Source organism: Phycicoccus sp. M110.8, assembly GCF_032464895.1.
Taxonomy (GTDB): domain Bacteria; phylum Actinomycetota; class Actinomycetes; order Actinomycetales; family Dermatophilaceae; genus Pedococcus.
The window spans coordinates 2,321,826-2,338,419 of record NZ_JAWDIC010000001.1 but is presented as its reverse complement, the minus strand read 5'-3'; the positions used below and the strand labels follow the sequence as shown (position 1 = coordinate 2,338,419).

The following is a 16,594-nucleotide window of genomic DNA, read 5'->3' as shown; positions in this document are numbered from 1 at the left end:
GCGGTTCAGAGGGTCCGCAGCATGCGGGTGTTGCCGAGGGTGTTGGGCTTGACCCGCTCGAGGTCGAGGAACTCGGCCACCCCCTCGTCGTAGGAGCGCACGAGCTCGGCATACACCGCGGGGTCCACGGCCTGGCCCTCGATCACCTCGAACCCGTGGCGGGCGAAGAAGTCGACCTCGAAGGTGAGGCAGAACAACCGGCTCAGCCCCAGCGCCCTCGCGTCCTCGACCAGCGCGTCGAGCAGCCGGCCACCGACCCCCGATCCCTTGGCCTCGGGTCGGACGGCCAGCGTGCGGATCTCGGCGAGGTCCTCCCACATGACGTGCAGGGCACCACAGCCCACGACGATCCCGTCGAGCTCGGCGACGCGGAACTCCTGCAGCGCCTCGTAGTACGTCACCGCGTCCTTGGAGACGAGCACCCGGGACTCGGCAAGGGGCCGGACGATCTCCCGGATCGTCCGGATGTCCGCCGCGCGTGCCGGCCGGACGAGGACGTCAGGCACGGAGGTGGCCGTCCCGCATGTCGGCGAAGACCGACCTGGCCCCGCCGCCCAGCAGGACGACCGACTGGCCGTCGCGGGTGCCGACGTCACCGGGGACGACCTTGTTGGGGATCTTCGCTGCCGGCGAGAGGTACAGGCTCGCCGACAGGTTGAGGACCTCTTCGACCGACAGATTCGTCTGCAGCCACGGGCCCATCTTCGACAGGAGACCGGCCAGGCCGGCGATGCCTGCCCGCTGTGCCATCGCCACCCCCGCTTTGATGAGCAGGCCCTGGTTGGCCGACCGGCCGAAGTCACCGTTCGGCAGGTGCTTTCGCTCGCGGGCGAAGCCCAGGGCGTGCTTGGCGTCGAGCCGGTTTGTCCCGGCCCTCAGAATCTGGTAGCCGTCGTTGCTCCTGAGCGCTCGAGGATAGCTCACCACGATGCCGCCGAGACTGGAGACCATGCCGCGGAATCCCTTGAATCCGGTGATGACGTAGCCGTCGATCGCGACTCCCGACACATGCTCTACCGAGTGCACCATCCCGGACACGCCGCCGAAGACGAGGGCGGCGTTGATCTTTGCGCTGCCGCCGCCGGCCAGCGGGACCCACGAGTCCCGCGGGATGCCCACGATGCCCCCGACTCCCCTGGCGGGGTCAACGCCGATGATGTGGATCGCATCGCCGCGGCACTTGGTCACCGGCTGCGGGTTGCGCGCGTCGGACCCGATAGCGAGAACCTTCATGACCTTCATCGGGGGACGTACCACCGCCAGCGACGGCCACCAGCCGCCGGCGACGGTCCAGCCCTTGCCGCCCTTGACCAGCAGGGTGACGTCCTTGCCGGAGGTGACGGTGGCGATGGGCGTGCCCTTCCACGCCCCCGTCGTGCCCACGACCTTCGGCGGCTGGGCGACCGGCTTGCGCTTGCCCAATGCGGCGGCGACGGCGCCCGAGGCGGGTACGGAGCCACCGAGGTAGAGGGAGGTCAGCACGGTCAGCAGGTCCGCCGGCAGGCCGGCACCGCTCACACGGGGCTTGGCTAGGGGGGTCGTCGGTGTCGTCGTCGTCGAGGAAGTACTCGACGGGGCTGGCTTGGGCTTCGCCTTGGAGCAGGCGGCCAGCACCAGTGAGGCTGCGGCACCGCCCAGGACCACGGAACGACGGGGAAGGTTCTCGAAACGCACGGTCACCAGAGTAGGGGGACACCACGGCGGCCCGGACCACGAGGGTCCGGACCGCCGCCCGTGTCGCCCGACCAGCGGCTGGCCTGACCGCCGCCACGACGACGAAAGGGGCGGCACCCGTTCGGGGTGCCGCCCCTTCGTGCGGTTCCGGTATGCCGCGTGGTCGCCCACGCGGCATACCGGCTGGGAGGTCTCGGCTCAGCCCTCGGCGGCGTCGCCCACGGTCTCCACGACCGGGAGGTCGAGGCTGCCGGGGTGCGGGGTGCCGGTGAAGGTGAACGTCTCCGCCTTGCCCTCGCCCTCGGTCTTGACCAGGACCAGCTCGCCGGCCTTGAGCTCGCCGTAGAGGATCTTCTCGGAGAGCACGTCCTCGATCTCGCGCTGGATCGTGCGACGCAGCGGACGGGCGCCGAGGACCGGGTCGTAGCCCTTCTTCGCCAGGAGGTTCTTGGCGTCGATGGTGAGCTCGATGCCCATGTCCTTGTCCTTGAGCCGCTTGTCGAGCTTGGCGATCTCGAGGTCCACGATGGCGACGATCTCGGCCTGCGTGAGCTGCGGGAAGACGATCGTGTCGTCGACCCGGTTGAGGAACTCGGGGCGGAAGTGCTGCTTGAGCTCGTCCTGCACCTTGTTCTTCATCCGCTCGTAGTCGCTGCGGGAGTCCGGCCCGGCGGAGAAGCCGAGCGAGACGCCCTTGGCGATGTCACGGGTGCCGAGGTTCGTGGTCATGATGATCACGGTGTTCTTGAAGTCGACCATCCGACCCTGGGAGTCGGTGAGGCGGCCGTCCTCGAGCACCTGCAGCAGGCTGTTGAAGATGTCCGGGTGGGCCTTCTCGACCTCGTCGAAGAGCACGACCGAGAACGGCTTGCGCCGCACCTTCTCGGTGAGCTGGCCGCCCTCCTCGTACCCGACGTAGCCGGGAGGCGAGCCGAACAGCCGCGAGACGGTGTGCTTCTCGGAGAACTCGCTCATGTCGAGCTGGATCAGGCTGTCCTCGTCGCCGAAGAGGAACTCGGCGAGCGTCTTGGCCAGCTCGGTCTTACCGACACCGGTCGGGCCGGCGAAGATGAACGAGCCACCGGGACGACGCGGGTCCTTCAGGCCGGCGCGGGTGCGGCGGATCGCCTGGGACAGCGCCTTGATGGCGTCATCCATGCCGACGATGCGCTTGTGCAGCTCGTCCTCCATGTGGAGCAGCCGCGAGGACTCCTCCTCGGTGAGCTTGAAGACCGGGATGCCGGTGCTGGCAGCCAGGACCTCGGCGATGAGCTCCTCGTCGACCTCGGCCACGACGTCCATGTCGCCGGACTTCCACTGCGACTCACGCTCGGCCTTCTGGGCGAGCAGCTTCTTCTCGTCGTCGCGCAGGCGCGCGGCCTTCTCGAAGTCCTGCCCGTCGATGGCCGACTCCTTCTCGAGCCGCACCGAGGCGATCTTCTCGTCGAACTCGCGCAGGTCCGGCGGTGCGGTCATCCGGCGGATGCGCAGTCGCGCGCCCGCCTCGTCGATGAGGTCGATGGCCTTGTCCGGCAGGAACCGGTCGTTGATGTACCGGTCGGCGAGGTTGGCCGCGGAGACCAGCGCGGCGTCCGTGATGGACACGCGGTGGTGCGCCTCGTAGCGGTCGCGCAGGCCCTTGAGGATCTCGATCGCGTGGCTCAGCGTGGGCTCGGCAACCTGGATCGGCTGGAAGCGGCGCTCGAGCGCCGAGTCCTTCTCGATGTGCTTGCGGTACTCGTCGAGGGTGGTCGCACCGATGGTCTGGAGCTCACCCCGGGCCAGCATCGGCTTGAGGATGCTGGCGGCGTCGATCGCGCCCTCGGCGGCACCCGCACCCACGAGGGTGTGGATCTCGTCGATGAACAGGATGATGTCGCCACGGGTGCGGATCTCCTTGAGGACCTTCTTCAGCCGCTCCTCGAAGTCACCGCGGTAGCGGCTGCCGGCGACGAGCGCGCCGAGGTCGAGGGTGTAAAGCTGCTTGTCCTTGAGGGTCTCGGGCACCTCGCCCTTGACGATGTCCTGGGCCAGGCCCTCGACGACCGCCGTCTTGCCGACACCGGGCTCGCCGATGAGGACGGGGTTGTTCTTGGTGCGGCGGGACAGCACCTGCATGACCCGCTCGATCTCCTTCTCGCGCCCGATGACCGGGTCGAGCTTGCCCTCGCGGGCGGCCATGGTGAGGTTGCGGCCGAACTGGTCGAGCACCAGCGAACCGGCGGGAGTGCCCTCCTGCTGGACGCCTGCGCCGACGCCGGCGGTCGCGCCACCCTCCTTGCCCTGGTAGCCGGAGATGAGCTGGATGACCTGCTGGCGCACGCGGTTGAGGTCCGCGCCCAGCTTGACGAGGACCTGGGCGGCGACGCCCTCGCCCTCGCGGATGAGCCCGAGCAGGATGTGCTCGGTGCCGATGTAGTTGTGGCCGAGCTGCAGCGCCTCGCGCAGGCTCAGCTCGAGGACCTTCTTCGCACGCGGCGTGAAGGGGATGTGGCCGCTCGGGGCCTGCTGCCCCTGGCCGATGATCTCCTGGACCTGCTCGCGGACCGACTCCAGCGAGATGCCAAGGCTCTCAAGGGCCTTGGAGGCGACACCCTCACCCTCGTGGATGAGGCCGAGCAGGATGTGCTCGGTCCCGATGTAGTTGTGGTTGAGCATGCGCGCCTCTTCCTGCGCGAGCACGACCACCCTCCGGGCCCGATCGGTGAACCGTTCAAACATCTCTTCTGCTCCTGCCTATCGAGATCATCTCGATGCTATCCGTGCTGCCTGACCGTGGCGCGTCCCATTCGGCGACCGATACGGGATCGGGACGAACGGGCCACCCCTCCCACGTCCGTCCTGCGGGCCGGTCAGGTGGCTCACCGTGCGCAACGCGGCGGTTCGCCACCCTGTTCCCGGCCCTGAGTCGGGTCGGCTCAATTCCGCCGTGGGCGGACAAAGGGCTCCGTCGCCGTGGGCGGACACAGGGCTCCGTCGCCGTGGGCGGACAAGAGGCCACGCCGCCCCGGGCGGACGAGAGCGCCGTCGTCAGTCGCCGGGGCCCTTGCGACGGACCTCCTCGACGTGCTCCATCGCCGCCCGCAGCTCTCCGAGCCACGCGTCCGACTTCTCGCCGACCAGCTTGACGCACCAGGCGAGCGCATCCGCCCGCGAGCGTGCGACCCCGGCGTCGACCAGGGTGTCGAGGACCCTGCGCTCGGGCTGGCGCAGCCGGGTCATCACCGGCGCGGCGAGGTGGGTGAACAGCACGTCGTGGCCGCCGACGCGGACACCCCAGCTGACTTTGCGGCCGGAGAGGTGCTCGAGCTCGCGGGCGATCTCGACGCGGCGCTCGCGGGTCTCCTCGCGGAAGGTCTTGGCGCGGGCGCGGGCCGCAACCTCGCGGTCGGCCTCGTCGGCGTCGTCGGGCAGCTCGGGGACGGCGAGGTCGCCCCAGAGGATGAGCTCGTCGCGGTCGCGGCTGACCTCGACGGGGCCGGTGAACCAGTCCTGCGGGAGGCGGCCGGCCAGCCACGCCTCGGCAGTAGTGCGTGTGGTCATGTAATAAGAATTACTCATCGACACGGCATACGGAAGTGCTGGCGCGTCCGCCCACGGCGAACGCCCGCACCGAGCGGTCACAGCGGCCCGCCCGCCGGGCCCCGAACCAGGGCCGGGCGGGCCGGGCGGGCCGGTCAGTCAGCGCAGGTGGCGCTGGTCGCTGATCCGCTTGGCCTTGCCGAGCGACCGCTCGAGGCTGTGCGGGTCGAGCACCTCGACCCGCACGGTCACCCCGATCCGGTGCTTGATTCGGGCGGCGAGGTCGCGCGCCATACCGGCACGCTGCTCCGGCGTCGACGACGCGGACGCGGCCTCGACCTGGACCGTGAGCTCGTCCATCCGGCCCGGGCGGGTGAGGACGCACAGGTAGTGCGGCGTCAGCCCCTCGATCGTGAGCAGGTGCTCCTCGACCTGCGACGGGAACACGTTGACCCCGCGCACGATCATCATGTCGTCGGTGCGGCCGGTGATCTTGGCCATGCGGCGGAACTGCGGGTGCGCGGTGCCGGGCAGCAGCGTCGTGAGGTCGCGGGTGCGGTAGCGCACGACCGGCATCGCCTGCTTGGTGAGCGAGGTGAAGACGAGCTCGCCCTCCTCGCCGTCGGGCAGGACCTCACCGGTGATCGGGTCGACCACCTCCGGGTAGAAGTGGTCCTCCCAGATGTGCAGCCCGTCCTGCGTCTCGCCGGACTCCTGCGAGACGCCGGGGCCCATGACCTCGGACAGGCCGTAGATGTCGACGGCCCGGATGTTCGAGCGGCGCTGCACCTCCTCGCGCATCGCCTCGGTCCACGGCTCGGCCCCGAAGATGCCGATCTCGAGCGAGGTGTCCTTGGGGTCGATCCCCTGCGCCTCCATCTCGTCGAGGATCGCGAGGAAGTACGACGGGGTCACCATGATCACGCGCGGCCGGAAGTCGACGATGAGTTGGACCTGCCGCTCGGTCATGCCGCCGCTGATGGGCACCACCGTGCAGCCGAGCCGCTCGGCACCGTAGTGCGCGCCGAGCCCACCGGTGAACAGCCCGTAGCCGTAGACGACGTGCAGCACGTCACCCGGCCGGCCCCCGGCCGACTCGATCGAGCGGGCCATGACGTCCGCCCAGGTGTCGATGTCGTCCTTGGTGTAGCCGACCACCGTGGGGCGTCCCGTGGTGCCGCTGGAGGCGTGGACGCGCACGACCTGCTCCCGTGGGACCGCGAACATGCCGAACGGGTAGTTGTCGCGCAGGTCCGCCTTGGCGGTGAAGGGGAAGCGGGCGAGGTCCGACAGCTCGCGCAGGTCGTCCGGGTGCACGCCGGCGTCGTCGAAGGCCTTGCGGTAGTGCGGGACGTTCTCGTACGCGTGGGCAAGGCTCCAGCGCAGCCGGTCCAGCTGGAGGGCGCGCAGCTCTTCGACGGTGGAGACGACGGTGTCCATGGCCGCATCCTCGCACCGGCTCCTCCCCCGCCGGTATGCCGCGTGCCCGCGACCGTGGCCCCGTGGCCGGCCGCCCCCCCCCCCAACCCTGAGAACTTCCGGTGAAACCGCTGCACCCGTGTCGCGCCGGGACGTTCGGACGTACGCTCGCAAGGGTGGACCGGCTGGGGCTCCCTGCGGTCGACCGGGAGCCCAGGGGGGAGACGGTCGACGACCCCGCACGCCGCCCCTGGCGCGACCGGCTGCCCCGCCTCCGCGGCCGCGCCCTCGTGGCCACCGTCGTGCTCCTCGTCGCCCTCCTGGCCGTCGGCACGTGGGCGCTCACCCGCGGTCCGGGCACGCCGCCGCTGACCAGGGCCGACGTCAACGCGGCGGTGCGCAACGGCATCGCCGACGCCGAGAAGAAGGCGCGGCAGGCACCCCCCGACGCGGCCACGGCATACGACACCGCCCGGCCGTCCCTCGTCACGGTCGAGGGGAGGCTCGCGGGCGGCACCTCCACCGGGGCGGGCACCGTCATCGCCCAGGACGGCACGGTGCTCACTGCTCTGCACGTGGTCGCCAAGGCGTCGAGCATCGAGGTGACCTTCGCCGACGGCACCCGCTCGCCGGCCACGGTCGAGAAGCAGGACGCGGCCTCCGACATCGCCGTGCTCCTGCCGAGCCGGCTGCCGCAGGTGCTCGTCCCGGCGGTCCTCGGCGGCGGGGTGCAGGTCGGCGACCCGGTCTTCGCCCTCGGGAACCCGCTGGGGCTCACCCACTCCCTGTCGGCGGGCGTGGTCTCGGCGACGGGTCGCACCGTCGAGGTCGAGCAGGGCCGGACCCTCAAGGACCTCATCCAGTTCGACGCCGCCGTCAACCCCGGCAACTCCGGTGGCCCTCTGCTCGACCGGGACGGGCAGGTCGTCGGTGTCGTCACCGGCCTGGCCAACCCCTCGCGCCAGAGCTTCTTCGTCGGCATCGGCTTCGCGGTGCCCATCGCCACCGCCGGCGGCGCCGCCGGAGCCCCGCCGCAGTGACCACACTTCCCAGTCCGCACGACCGCGACGACCCCGTCGGAAACCCGGAGGAGCACCGCATGGACCCGCACCGACCCGAGCCCGGCCGGCAGCACCCGCTCGAGCAGGCGCTCTACGAGGTGAAGAAGACGATCGTCGGGCAGGACCAGCTGCTCGAGCGGATGCTCGTCGCGCTCCTCGCCCGGGGGCACCTGCTCGTCGAGGGCGTGCCCGGCCTGGCCAAGACGATGGCGGTCAAGACGCTCGCGCAGGCCGTCGGCGGCCAGTTCCAGCGGATCCAGTTCACGCCGGACCTCGTGCCCGCCGACGTCGTCGGCACGCGCATCTGGAACCAGAAGGAGGGCGACTTCCAGGTCTCGCTCGGCCCGGTGTTCGCCAACCTCGTCCTCGCCGACGAGATCAACCGGGCGCCGGCGAAGGTGCAGAGCGCGCTGCTCGAGGTGATGCAGGAGCGCCAGGTGACCATCGGGCGCGAGACCTACCAGGCGCCCGACCCGTTCCTCGTCATGGCGACCCAGAACCCGATCGAGTCCGAGGGCACGTACGCCCTGCCGGAGGCGCAGGTCGACCGGTTCATGCTCAAGGTCCTCATCGGGTACCCCACTGCCGCAGAGGAGTTCGTCGTCGTCGAGCGGATGACGACGACGTTCGAGAAGGCCCAGCAGGTGCTGACGACCGAGCAGCTCATCGAGTACCAGCGCCGCACCGACCGGGTCTACGTCGACCCCGCGGTGATCGAGTACGCCGTGCGGCTCGCGAGCGCGACCCGTGCACCGGCCGAGGTGGGCCTGGGCGAGCTGGCGCGGTTCATCTCCTTCGGCGCGAGCCCGCGCGCGTCGATCAACCTGGTGCTGGCCGGCAAGGCCCTGGCGTTCCTGCGCGGGCGCGACTTCGCCCGCCCGCAGGACGTGCGCGACCTCGCCCGCGACGTGATGCGCCACCGGCTGGTCCTGTCGTACGAGGCGCTCGCCGAGGGCATCTCCGCGGACGACCTGCTCGGGCCGGTCCTCGACGCGGTCGGTATGCCGGACGTGCCGCTGCGCGACCGCCGCCACCACACCAGCGAGGCACCGTGGACGCCGCAGCCACGCTGACCCCGGAGAGCCTGCTGCGCCGGCTGCAGTGGCGGGTCGTGCGCCGCCTCGACGGGCGGCTGCAGGGCGACTACCGCACGCTGTTCCGGGGCAGCGGCCTGGACTTCACCGACCTGCGCGAGTACGAGGCCGGGGACGACCTGCGGCACATCGACTGGAACGTCACGGCGCGGATGGACACCCCGTACGTCCGCGAGTACGTCGAGGACCGTGAAGTCACTGCGTGGCTGCTGCTCGACCGGTCCGCCTCGATGTCGTTCGGCCCCGTGGACCGGCAGAAGTCGCTCGTCACCGCCGAGGTCGCCACCACCCTCGCCTACCTGCTGGCCCGCGGCGGCAACCGGATCGGCGCGCTGCTGCTGGACGACGGAGTCCGGACCATCCCACCGGGCTCGGGGCGCAACCAGGTGCTGCGCATCTCCCGGGCGCTGCTCGAGCCGCCGCGCGAGCCGGCCGACCGCACGACCACCGACCTCGGAGTGCTGCTCCACGCCGGCCTCGGGGTGGCCCGGCGGCGCTCGCTGGTCGTGGTGGTCTCCGACTTCATCAGCCAGCCGGGGTGGGAACGGCCGCTGTCGCTGCTCACCCGCCGCCACGACGTCGTGGCCCTGCAGGTGGCCGACCCCCGCGAGACCGACCTGCCGTCGGTGGGCATGGTCTATGTCGAGGACGCCGAGACCGGGGAGCAGATCTTCGTCGACACGAGCGACCCCGTCTTCCGCGAGCGCCTGGCCGCGGCGGCCGGGGAGCGCCAGGAGGAGCTGGTCGCGACGGCACGCCGGGCGGGCACCGACCTGCACCGGGTGGCCACCGACGACGACCTCGTGCGCTCCCTCGCCAGGATCTCCGAGCTGCGCCGCCGGAGGCGCGGATGACGTTCGTCTGGCCGCTCGCCCTGCTGGCCCTCCTCGTGGTCCCCGTCCTCGTCGTGGCGTACCGGGGCCAGGAGCGTCGTCGCGCCGCGGGCCGGGCGCGCCTGGCCGCCCAGGGACTCGTCGTGCCGGAGTCCTCGCAGCCGGGCCGCGGGCGGCACGTGCCGGCGGCCCTGATGCTCGCGGCGCTGACGCTGCTGCTGCTGTCGCTGGCCCGGCCGGAGGCGACGATCACCGAGCCGCACCGGGAGGGCACGGTCGTCCTGGCCTTCGACGTCTCGACGAGCATGGGGGCCAAGGACGTCACGCCCACCCGCCTGGAGGCGGCCAAGGCCGCCGCGGCCTCGTTCGTGCGCCGCCAGCCCGCCGGCATCCGCCTGGGGGTCGTCGCGTTCGGCGACAGCGCGGTCGTGGCCCAGCAGCCCACGGACGACCGGACCATGGTGCTGGCCGCGATCGACCGGCTGAGCCCCCAGGGCGGGACGTCGCTGGGGCAGGGCATCGTCGCCGCGCTCGGGGCCATCGCGGGCAAGCCGATCACGGTGCCGCAGGACGACAGCGGCTCGCTCGACGGTGTCGACGTCGGCTACTACGGGTCGGCGGTCATGGTGCTGCTGTCGGACGGCGAGAACACCACCCCGCCGGACCCGCTCGCGGCCGCCGACCTCGCATCCGCAGCCGGGGTGCGCGTCTACCCGGTGGGGCTCGGCAGCCCCCAGGGAACGGTCCTGCAGGTCGACGGCTTCTCCATCTCGACCGCCCTCGACGAGGCCACCCTGCAGCAGATCGCCCAGCGGACCGACGGGCAGTACCGGTCGGCCACGGACGCCGCCGCGCTGGCCAAGGTCTACGACTCGATCCACCTCGCCTGGACGGCGCGCAGCGAGAAGCGCGAGGTCACCTCGTGGTTCGCGGCTGCTGCTGCCGTCCTGCTGCTCGCCGGTGCCGCCCTGTCGATCCTGCGGTCGGGACGGGTGGTCTGACATGCGCTTCGGGCTCCCATACGCACTGCTGGCACTCCTGGCGGTGCCGGCGCTCGCCGCGGCATACGTGTGGCAGCTGCGCCGACGCCGGCGCCAGGCGATCCGGTTCTCCAGCGTCTCCCTCCTGCGCGCGGCGCTCCCGCGGCAGCGCCGGTGGCGTCGGCACGTGCCGGTGGCCCTCGTGCTGGCCGCGCTGACCCTCCTGGCGGTCGCCGGGGCGCGGCCCCAGGTCAGGGCGCAGGTGCCGGTGTCGAGCTCGGCGGTCATCCTCGCCATCGACGTCTCGGGGTCGATGTGCTCCACCGACGTGCAGCCCAACCGGCTCACGGCCGCCCAGCAGGCGGTGCGCCAGTTCATCGACCGGCAGGACGGCGACCTGCGGATCGGGCTCGTCGTCTTCTCGGGGTTCTCCGAGCTCGCGGTCGCGCCCACGACCGACCACGACCAGCTGCGCCAGGCGGTCGACGCGCTCACCACCGGGCGCGGCACCGCCATCGGCTCGGCCATCCTCAAGTCCATCGACGCCATCTCCGAGATCAACCCCGAGGTCGCGCCGTCCGACCCGACCGCCGCGATGCCGCAGACCGATCCCGCCCAGCCGGTGCCCACCGAGCCGGCGCCCGGGTCGCCGACGCCGGGACCGCCCAGCGGCGTGCGCACCGCGCCGGAGATCGTCGTGCTGCTCACCGACGGGGCGAACACCCGCGGCGTCACGCCTGCCGCCGCGGCCCAGCAGGCGGCCCAGCGGGGCGTGCGGGTCTTCCCCATCGGCTTCGGCACGACCCAGCCCACCCAGATGGTCTGCACCCGCCAGCAGCTCGGTGGGGGCGCGCTCGACGGGCCGCCCGGGGGATTCGGGGGCGGCTTCGGCGGGGCGATCGGTCCCGGCGGGCGCAACTTCCTCGTCGTCGACGAGGCCGCGCTCAAGAACGTCGCCGACACCACCGGTGGGCGCTACTTCAAGGCGGAGGACGCCGGCCAGCTGCAGGACGTCCTGAAGGACCTGCCGGCGCAGGTGGACCGCCAGGAGCGCACCGTCGACATCAGCGTCGGCTTCGCGGCCCTCGCCGCCCTCGTGCTGGTGCTCGGCCTCGCCCTCGGGGGCAGGTGGGTCACCCACCCCCAGTGAGGTGGCAGCTGCGGTGGGGTCAGCGACGACGCTGGCAGCGGCCGCACCAGAAGAGGTTCCGGCCGGCCACGACCTGCGTCCGGACCCGTGAGCCGCAGACGCGGCACGGCTCGCCCTGGCGGCGGTAGACGTAGGAGGTGCGCTCGAGGAGCGGCGTCGCGGACCCACCCGCCAGCTCGGCCCTGACCTGCTCGACCTGCTTCTCGACCGTCACGATGCGACCGGTCGCCACGCCCATGGGGAGCAGGTCGACGAGGTCGCGCCAGATGGCGTCCCAGGTGGTGCGGCGGATCTCCCGGCCCGGCCGGAAGGGGTCCACCCGCTGGCGGAACAGGACCTCGCAACGGTAGACGTTGCCGACCCCGGCGAGCACCGACTGGTCCATGAGCAGCTCGGCGATCGACTTGCCGCTGCGGCTGATCCGGCGCCAGGCGATGTCCGGGTCGGGCTCGGGCCGCAGGGGGTCGGGGCCGAGCCGGGAGGTGACAGCCTCCACCTGCTCGGGCGTGATGACGGCGCAGAGGTTCGGGCCGCGCAGGTCAGCGACGTGCTCGTCGGTCTGCAGCCGCAGCCGCACCTGGCCGGTGACGGGCGTGGCGCCGGCGTACTCGTGGCCGTCCACGGAGAACTTCCCGATCAGGCCGAGGTGCACGTGCAGCCAGGCGTCGCCCTCGAACTCCACGAAGAGGTGCTTGCCCCACGAGGTGGCGTGCACGAGCTCGCGTCCGGACAGCAGCTCGGCACCGGCGGCGAACCGGCCCTGCGGGCTGGTGGCCTCCGGGCGGGTGCCGGCGAAGGCGCGGTCGAGGTCACGCGCGAGGGCGTGGAGCGTGTGGCCTTCGGGCATGTGTCCCATTCTCGGGCACACCGGCCGGTCGGCGGTGGGCCGGGGCTGGGCCACCGGCCTTGCGCACTGTGCGTTGCCCCGGTGGTCGGGGGAACGCACAGTGCGCGTCACTCGTCTCGCGTGCCGGGTCCCGGGGCAGGTGCGGCCGAGGGCGGGACGGGCGTGCCCTGGTGGTGCAGCAGCTGCCAGCGGCCGTCCCGGCGCACCCACACCGACGACCGGTGGGCGCGCCCGTGCGCGGAGACCGAGACGTAGGTCAGCAGCACCACGTCCGGCGCCAGTGCCGTCGGCACGAGGTCCTCGGCACGGATGGCGACCGGGCCCGCATGGGCCTCGGCCTCCATCAGGTCGAGGATCGAGTCGCGGTCCCAGACGGTGCCCGACTGCCCGACCTCGCGGAACTCCGGGTGCAGCAGGAGCCCGGCGCTGAGCCGGTCACCGCGCACCGACCCGGTGAGCAGGGCGCGTTCGCAGTCCTCGACGACGGACAGGTCGTCGTCGGTGGGCATCGCACTCACTCAGCTGGCCTTCTTCGCGGTCTTCTTGGCGGCCGTCTTCGACGCGCTCTTCGACGCGGTCTTCTTCGCCGCGGTCGACTTCGCGGCAGCCTTGGTGGCGGTCGCCTTCTTCGCAGTCGCGCCCGACGCGCCGGTCTTCTTTGCGGCCGCCTTCTGCGGGGCGGGCGCCTCGCCGCGGGACGCCTTGGCCTTGTCGACGGACCGCTTGAGCGCGGCGAGCAGGTCGACCACCTCGCCGGACTCGTCCTTGGACTCCGGCGTGAACTGCACCTCGCCGCCCTCGACCTTGGCCTTGACCAGTGCCTGCAGCGCCGCCGCGTAGTCGTCCTCGTACTCGTCCGGCTCGTAGTCGCCGGCCAGCTGCTCGATGAGCAGGTCCGCCATCGCGAGCTCCTGCTTGGTGGCCTTCTGGTCGTCGTCGAGGGTGGCGAAGTCGGGCTTGCGGATCTCGTCCGGCCACAACATCGTCTGCATGACGATGACGCCCTCGTGCACCCGCAGCACCGCCATCGTCATGCGGGTGCGGATCGAGACGGTGACCACGGCCATGCGGTTCTCGCGCTCGAGCGCGTCGCGCAGCAGGACGTAGGGCTTGGTCGCCGCCTTGTCCGGCTCGAGGTAGTACGACTTGTCGAAGAGCATCGGGTCGATCTGCTCGGCCGGCACGAACTTCTCGACCGAGATCTCCTTGCTGCTGGTCGCCGGCAGGTCCTTGAAGTCCTCGTCGGTGAGGACGACCATCTCGCCGTCCTCGGTCTCGTACCCCTTGGCGATGTCGTCGTAGGACACGACCTCGCCGTCGATCGAGCAGATCCGCTGGTACTTGATCCGCCCGCCGTCCTCGCGGTGCACCTGGCGGAACTGCACGTCGTGGTTCTCGGTGGCGGAGTACAGCCGGATGGGCACGTTGACCAGCCCGAACGACACCGCGCCCTTCCAGATGGCTCGCATACCGACGATCTTCGCGTATGCCGCGTGGCGGCGCCACGTCCCTTTTCCACGTCCCGCGCGGAGTGCGCTGACAGAATGACCGGATGCGTCCCATGCTGGCCACGCCGGCCACGGCCCTCCCCACGGGGGAGGACTGGCTGCACGAGGTGAAGTGGGACGGCATGCGCGTTCTCGCCGACGTCCGCGACGGCCGGCTGACGCTCACCTCGCGGGCGGGGAACGACGCGACGGCGAGCTTCCCCGAGCTCGCGGGGCTCGCCGACCTCTACGACGACATGCTGCTCGACGGCGAGGTCGTCGCCCTCGACGGTGGCCGCCCGTCCTTCGGCGCCCTCGCCGAGCGGATGCACGTGCGCGACCGGCGCAAGGCGGAGCGGCTGGCAGCGACGCGACCGGTCACCTTCATGGTGTTCGACCTGCTGCGGCTCTACGGCTCCGACCTCACGGGCCAGCCCCTGTCGGCCCGGCGCGAGCTGCTCGAGCGGCTCGACCTCGACGGCCGGCACTGGCAGGTGCCCCCGGTCTACGACGACGGGCAGGAGCTGTTCGACGCGACGCTGGAGCAGGGGCTCGAGGGCGTCGTGAGCAAGCGCCGCTCCTCCCCCTACCTGCCCGGGCGGCGCTCCGCGGACTGGCTGAAGTCGCCGCACCGGGCCACCCACTCCGTCGTCGTCGGCGGGTGGCGACCGGAGCAGACCAACGACTCCGGCCGGCTCGGGGCGATCCTCGTGGGCACCCCCGACGGCGCCGGCGGCTGGGCCTTCCTCGGCCGTGTCGGCAGCGGCATCGCCGGCCGCGCAGCCACGCTCCTGGCCGAGGAGATCGGCACCGGGACGATCCCGCACTCGCCGTTCTCCACGCCCGTGCCCCGGGTCGACGCGGTCGGCACCACGTGGGTCGAGCCGCGCCTCGTCGTGGAGGTGCGCGCCCTCGAGGTGACGCGGGACGGCCGGCTGCGCCAGCCGGCATACCTCGGGGTGCGCCCCGACCTCACGCCCGCGGACCTGCAGGAGGTGGACGGTGCCTGAGGGCGAGGTGACCCGCGTCGAGGTGGCGGGGAGGCGGCTGAAGCTCACGAGCCTGGACAAGCTGCTCTACCCGCACACCGAGACGACCAAGGGCGAGGTGCTCAACTACTACGCCCAGGTCGCCGACGTGATCCTGCCGCACCTGGCCGGCCGCCCGGTGACGCGCGTCCGCTGGCCCCACGGGACGTCCGACCAGAGCTTCTTCGAGAAGAACCTGCCCTCGGGCGCGCCGTCGTGGCTGCCACGCGTGCAGGTCGACGACGTGACGTACCCGATGGTGCAGGACCTGTCGCACCTGACCTACCTCGTCAACCTCAACTCCATCGAGCTGCACGTGCCGCAATGGCGCGTCGACGCCGACGGGAAGCGGCTGCACCCGGACCGGCTGGTCGTCGACCTCGACCCCGGTGCCCCGGCCGGCCTGGAGGAGTGCGCGCAGGTCGCCCTCCTGGTGCGTGACCGGCTGGGTGAGCTCGGCCTCGACCTCTACCCGGTGACCAGCGGCAGCAAGGGGATGCAGCTCTACGCGACCATGCCCGGCGACCTGTCGTCGGACCAGACGCGCGACCTGGCCCAGCAGCTCGCGCAGGAGCTGACGAAGAAGCACCCCGACCTCATCGTCTGGAAGATGACCAAGTCGCTGCGGCCGGGCAAGGTCTTCCTGGACTGGAGCCAGAACGTCGCTGCCAAGACGACCATCTGCCCGTACTCGCTGCGGGGAAAGGACGCCCCCACGGTGGCCGCGCCGCGCACCTGGGACGAGGTCGAGCGGGGCGCCGAGGGTGGCCGGTTCGAGCAGCTCGACCTCGAGGAGGTCCTGGAGCGGCTGGACTCCGAGGGCGACCTGATCGAGGACCTGCTGGCCTAGCCGCCCGAGCGCCGGTGCGGTGACGGCGGCCGCCGGCGCAGCCGGGGACAGCCGGTGCACTCGTGCGTCCCCGGCAGCACGTAGAGGTAGCAGCAGGACCCGCGCTGCGGCGGCGCCTGCCCGCAGGCCCGCGCCACCGCCATCGCCCAGACGTCGCGCACCATCTCCAGCCGCTGGTGCGTCCCGAGGTGCACGCCCGGCCGGTACGTGAGTGCGAGCTCGGTCGCCGCCGAGAGGTATGCCGCGTGCGCCGCCTCGAGCCGCTCGTCGAGCAGCATCGGCGTCACCGGGGCCTCCCGGAGCTGGACCACGACGGGGTAGAGCTGCCGCGGCTCGAGCGCGAAGCTGAGCCCGGCCCGCAGCGGGTCGAGCACGTGGGCGGTGTGCACGGCCGCGTGGGCGGCGGGCACCGCGGCGACCTCGAGCAGCCACTGCAGGACGAACGCCGCCGGCATCGCGGGCGGGGTGGCAGCGGCGTACTGGCGGGCCGTCGACGCGGACAGCGCCGAGCGCCACGGCCCGGTGGGGTCCTCGCCGATCCGTTGGCCGGCGAGGACGTCCGCCCAGCGCCACGGCAGGTCCGGGTCGTCCGGGCCTGCCGCGCGCAGGGTGGGGTAGGTCAGGACCGGCCGGAGCCGGTCGACGAGGG

At 71.9% G+C, this 16,594-nt stretch carries 16 protein-coding genes; 7 read left to right on the top strand and 9 right to left on the bottom strand.

What is annotated here, in order from left to right; all coding sequences use genetic code 11:
- Positions 1 to 5 precede the first annotated feature (5 nt).
- The 5 genes from RKE38_RS11065 to paaK form a co-directional block, all read right to left on the bottom strand.
- A complete protein-coding gene (locus RKE38_RS11065; protein WP_316007475.1) occupies positions 6 to 506 on the bottom strand; it encodes an amino-acid N-acetyltransferase in 501 nt (166 codons plus the stop codon).
- Positions 499 to 1,518: an LCP family protein gene (locus RKE38_RS11060; RefSeq protein WP_316007474.1), complete on the bottom strand. Its 1,020-nt coding sequence runs from the start codon at positions 1,516 to 1,518 to the stop codon at positions 499 to 501. Before RKE38_RS11060 ends, RKE38_RS11065 begins: the two co-directional genes overlap by 8 nt.
- A gap of 354 nt (positions 1,519 to 1,872) precedes the next feature.
- Complete coding sequence (locus RKE38_RS11055) at positions 1,873 to 4,395, bottom strand: ATP-dependent Clp protease ATP-binding subunit (protein WP_316007473.1); 2,523 nt, start codon at positions 4,393 to 4,395, stop codon at positions 1,873 to 1,875.
- Between the two features lie 309 nt (positions 4,396 to 4,704).
- Complete coding sequence (locus tag RKE38_RS11050; protein WP_316007472.1) at positions 4,705 to 5,217, bottom strand: hypothetical protein; 513 nt, start codon at positions 5,215 to 5,217, stop codon at positions 4,705 to 4,707.
- Between the two features lie 138 nt (positions 5,218 to 5,355).
- Positions 5,356 to 6,636 carry a phenylacetate--CoA ligase PaaK gene (gene paaK, locus RKE38_RS11045; protein WP_316007471.1) on the bottom strand — a complete coding sequence of 427 codons (1,281 nt, stop codon included), beginning with the start codon at positions 6,634 to 6,636 and terminating at the stop codon, positions 5,356 to 5,358.
- Between the two features lie 155 nt (positions 6,637 to 6,791).
- Here paaK and RKE38_RS11040 point away from each other — a divergent pair, with 155 nt between their 5' ends.
- From RKE38_RS11040 to RKE38_RS11020, 5 genes are read left to right on the top strand one after another with little or no spacing between them, the layout of a single operon-like run.
- The gene (locus RKE38_RS11040) at positions 6,792 to 7,655 is read left to right on the top strand and encodes a S1C family serine protease (protein WP_316007470.1); all 864 of its coding nucleotides are present in this window, start codon (positions 6,792 to 6,794) and stop codon (positions 7,653 to 7,655) included.
- Between the two features lie 59 nt (positions 7,656 to 7,714).
- Positions 7,715 to 8,749 carry a MoxR family ATPase gene (locus RKE38_RS11035; RefSeq protein ID WP_316007469.1) on the top strand — a complete coding sequence of 345 codons (1,035 nt, stop codon included), beginning with the start codon at positions 7,715 to 7,717 and terminating at the stop codon, positions 8,747 to 8,749.
- Entirely contained in the window at positions 8,728 to 9,624 is an 897-nt protein-coding gene (locus RKE38_RS11030) for a DUF58 domain-containing protein (protein WP_316007468.1), read from the top strand. The genes RKE38_RS11035 and RKE38_RS11030 overlap by 22 nt, the downstream gene beginning before the upstream one ends.
- Positions 9,621 to 10,604: a vWA domain-containing protein gene (locus tag RKE38_RS11025; protein ID WP_316007467.1), complete on the top strand. Its 984-nt coding sequence runs from the start codon at positions 9,621 to 9,623 to the stop codon at positions 10,602 to 10,604. Before RKE38_RS11030 ends, RKE38_RS11025 begins: the two co-directional genes overlap by 4 nt.
- Before the next feature lies 1 nt (position 10,605).
- Complete coding sequence (locus RKE38_RS11020; RefSeq protein ID WP_316007466.1) at positions 10,606 to 11,733, top strand: vWA domain-containing protein; 1,128 nt, start codon at positions 10,606 to 10,608, stop codon at positions 11,731 to 11,733.
- A gap of 19 nt (positions 11,734 to 11,752) precedes the next feature.
- On the opposite strand, the gene RKE38_RS11015 is transcribed toward RKE38_RS11020, so the two are convergent.
- From RKE38_RS11015 to RKE38_RS11005, 3 genes are all read right to left on the bottom strand, one after another.
- Positions 11,753 to 12,580 (bottom strand): Fpg/Nei family DNA glycosylase, encoded by an 828-nt coding sequence (locus tag RKE38_RS11015; RefSeq protein WP_316007465.1) that lies wholly within the window; start codon positions 12,578 to 12,580, stop codon positions 11,753 to 11,755.
- 107 nt (positions 12,581 to 12,687) lie between these two features.
- Positions 12,688 to 13,089, bottom strand: a complete 402-nt coding sequence (locus RKE38_RS11010; protein ID WP_316007637.1) for a nuclear transport factor 2 family protein — start codon at positions 13,087 to 13,089, stop codon at positions 12,688 to 12,690.
- A gap of 9 nt (positions 13,090 to 13,098) precedes the next feature.
- The gene (locus RKE38_RS11005) at positions 13,099 to 14,049 is read right to left on the bottom strand and encodes a Ku protein (RefSeq protein ID WP_316007464.1); all 951 of its coding nucleotides are present in this window, start codon (positions 14,047 to 14,049) and stop codon (positions 13,099 to 13,101) included.
- Positions 14,050 to 14,132: 83 nt separating this feature from the next.
- On the opposite strand from RKE38_RS11005, the gene ligD (RKE38_RS11000) reads away from it, so the two are divergent.
- Positions 14,133 to 15,077 carry a non-homologous end-joining DNA ligase gene (gene ligD, locus RKE38_RS11000; RefSeq protein WP_316007463.1) on the top strand — a complete coding sequence of 315 codons (945 nt, stop codon included), beginning with the start codon at positions 14,133 to 14,135 and terminating at the stop codon, positions 15,075 to 15,077.
- Positions 15,070 to 15,945 carry a non-homologous end-joining DNA ligase gene (gene ligD / locus RKE38_RS10995; RefSeq protein ID WP_316007462.1) on the top strand — a complete coding sequence of 292 codons (876 nt, stop codon included), beginning with the start codon at positions 15,070 to 15,072 and terminating at the stop codon, positions 15,943 to 15,945. Before ligD (RKE38_RS11000) ends, ligD (RKE38_RS10995) begins: the two co-directional genes overlap by 8 nt.
- Here ligD (RKE38_RS10995) and RKE38_RS10990 read toward each other — a convergent pair.
- Complete coding sequence (locus tag RKE38_RS10990) at positions 15,942 to 16,400, bottom strand: hypothetical protein (RefSeq protein ID WP_316007461.1); 459 nt, start codon at positions 16,398 to 16,400, stop codon at positions 15,942 to 15,944. The two genes, ligD (RKE38_RS10995) and RKE38_RS10990, sit on opposite strands and share 4 nt — an antisense overlap.
- Positions 16,401 to 16,594 lie beyond the last annotated feature (194 nt).

Coding starts and splice junctions, on each gene's coding strand:
- RKE38_RS11035 (WP_316007469.1), top strand. CDS start 7,715: ATGGACCCGCACCGACCCGAGCCCGGCCGGCAGCACCCGCTCGAGCAG.
- RKE38_RS11055 (WP_316007473.1), bottom strand. CDS start 4,395: ATGTTTGAACGGTTCACCGATCGGGCCCGGAGGGTGGTCGTGCTCGCG.
- RKE38_RS11020 (WP_316007466.1), top strand. CDS start 10,606: ATGCGCTTCGGGCTCCCATACGCACTGCTGGCACTCCTGGCGGTGCCG.
- RKE38_RS11050 (WP_316007472.1), bottom strand. CDS start 5,217: ATGACCACACGCACTACTGCCGAGGCGTGGCTGGCCGGCCGCCTCCCG.
- RKE38_RS11005 (WP_316007464.1), bottom strand. CDS start 14,049: ATGCGAGCCATCTGGAAGGGCGCGGTGTCGTTCGGGCTGGTCAACGTG.
- ligD (WP_316007463.1), top strand. CDS start 14,133: ATGCGTCCCATGCTGGCCACGCCGGCCACGGCCCTCCCCACGGGGGAG.
- RKE38_RS10990 (WP_316007461.1), bottom strand. CDS start 16,400: ATGCCGGCGGCGTTCGTCCTGCAGTGGCTGCTCGAGGTCGCCGCGGTG.
- RKE38_RS11025 (WP_316007467.1), top strand. CDS start 9,621: ATGACGTTCGTCTGGCCGCTCGCCCTGCTGGCCCTCCTCGTGGTCCCC.
- paaK (WP_316007471.1), bottom strand. CDS start 6,636: ATGGACACCGTCGTCTCCACCGTCGAAGAGCTGCGCGCCCTCCAGCTG.
- RKE38_RS11010 (WP_316007637.1), bottom strand. CDS start 13,089: ATGCCCACCGACGACGACCTGTCCGTCGTCGAGGACTGCGAACGCGCC.
- RKE38_RS11015 (WP_316007465.1), bottom strand. CDS start 12,580: ATGCCCGAAGGCCACACGCTCCACGCCCTCGCGCGTGACCTCGACCGC.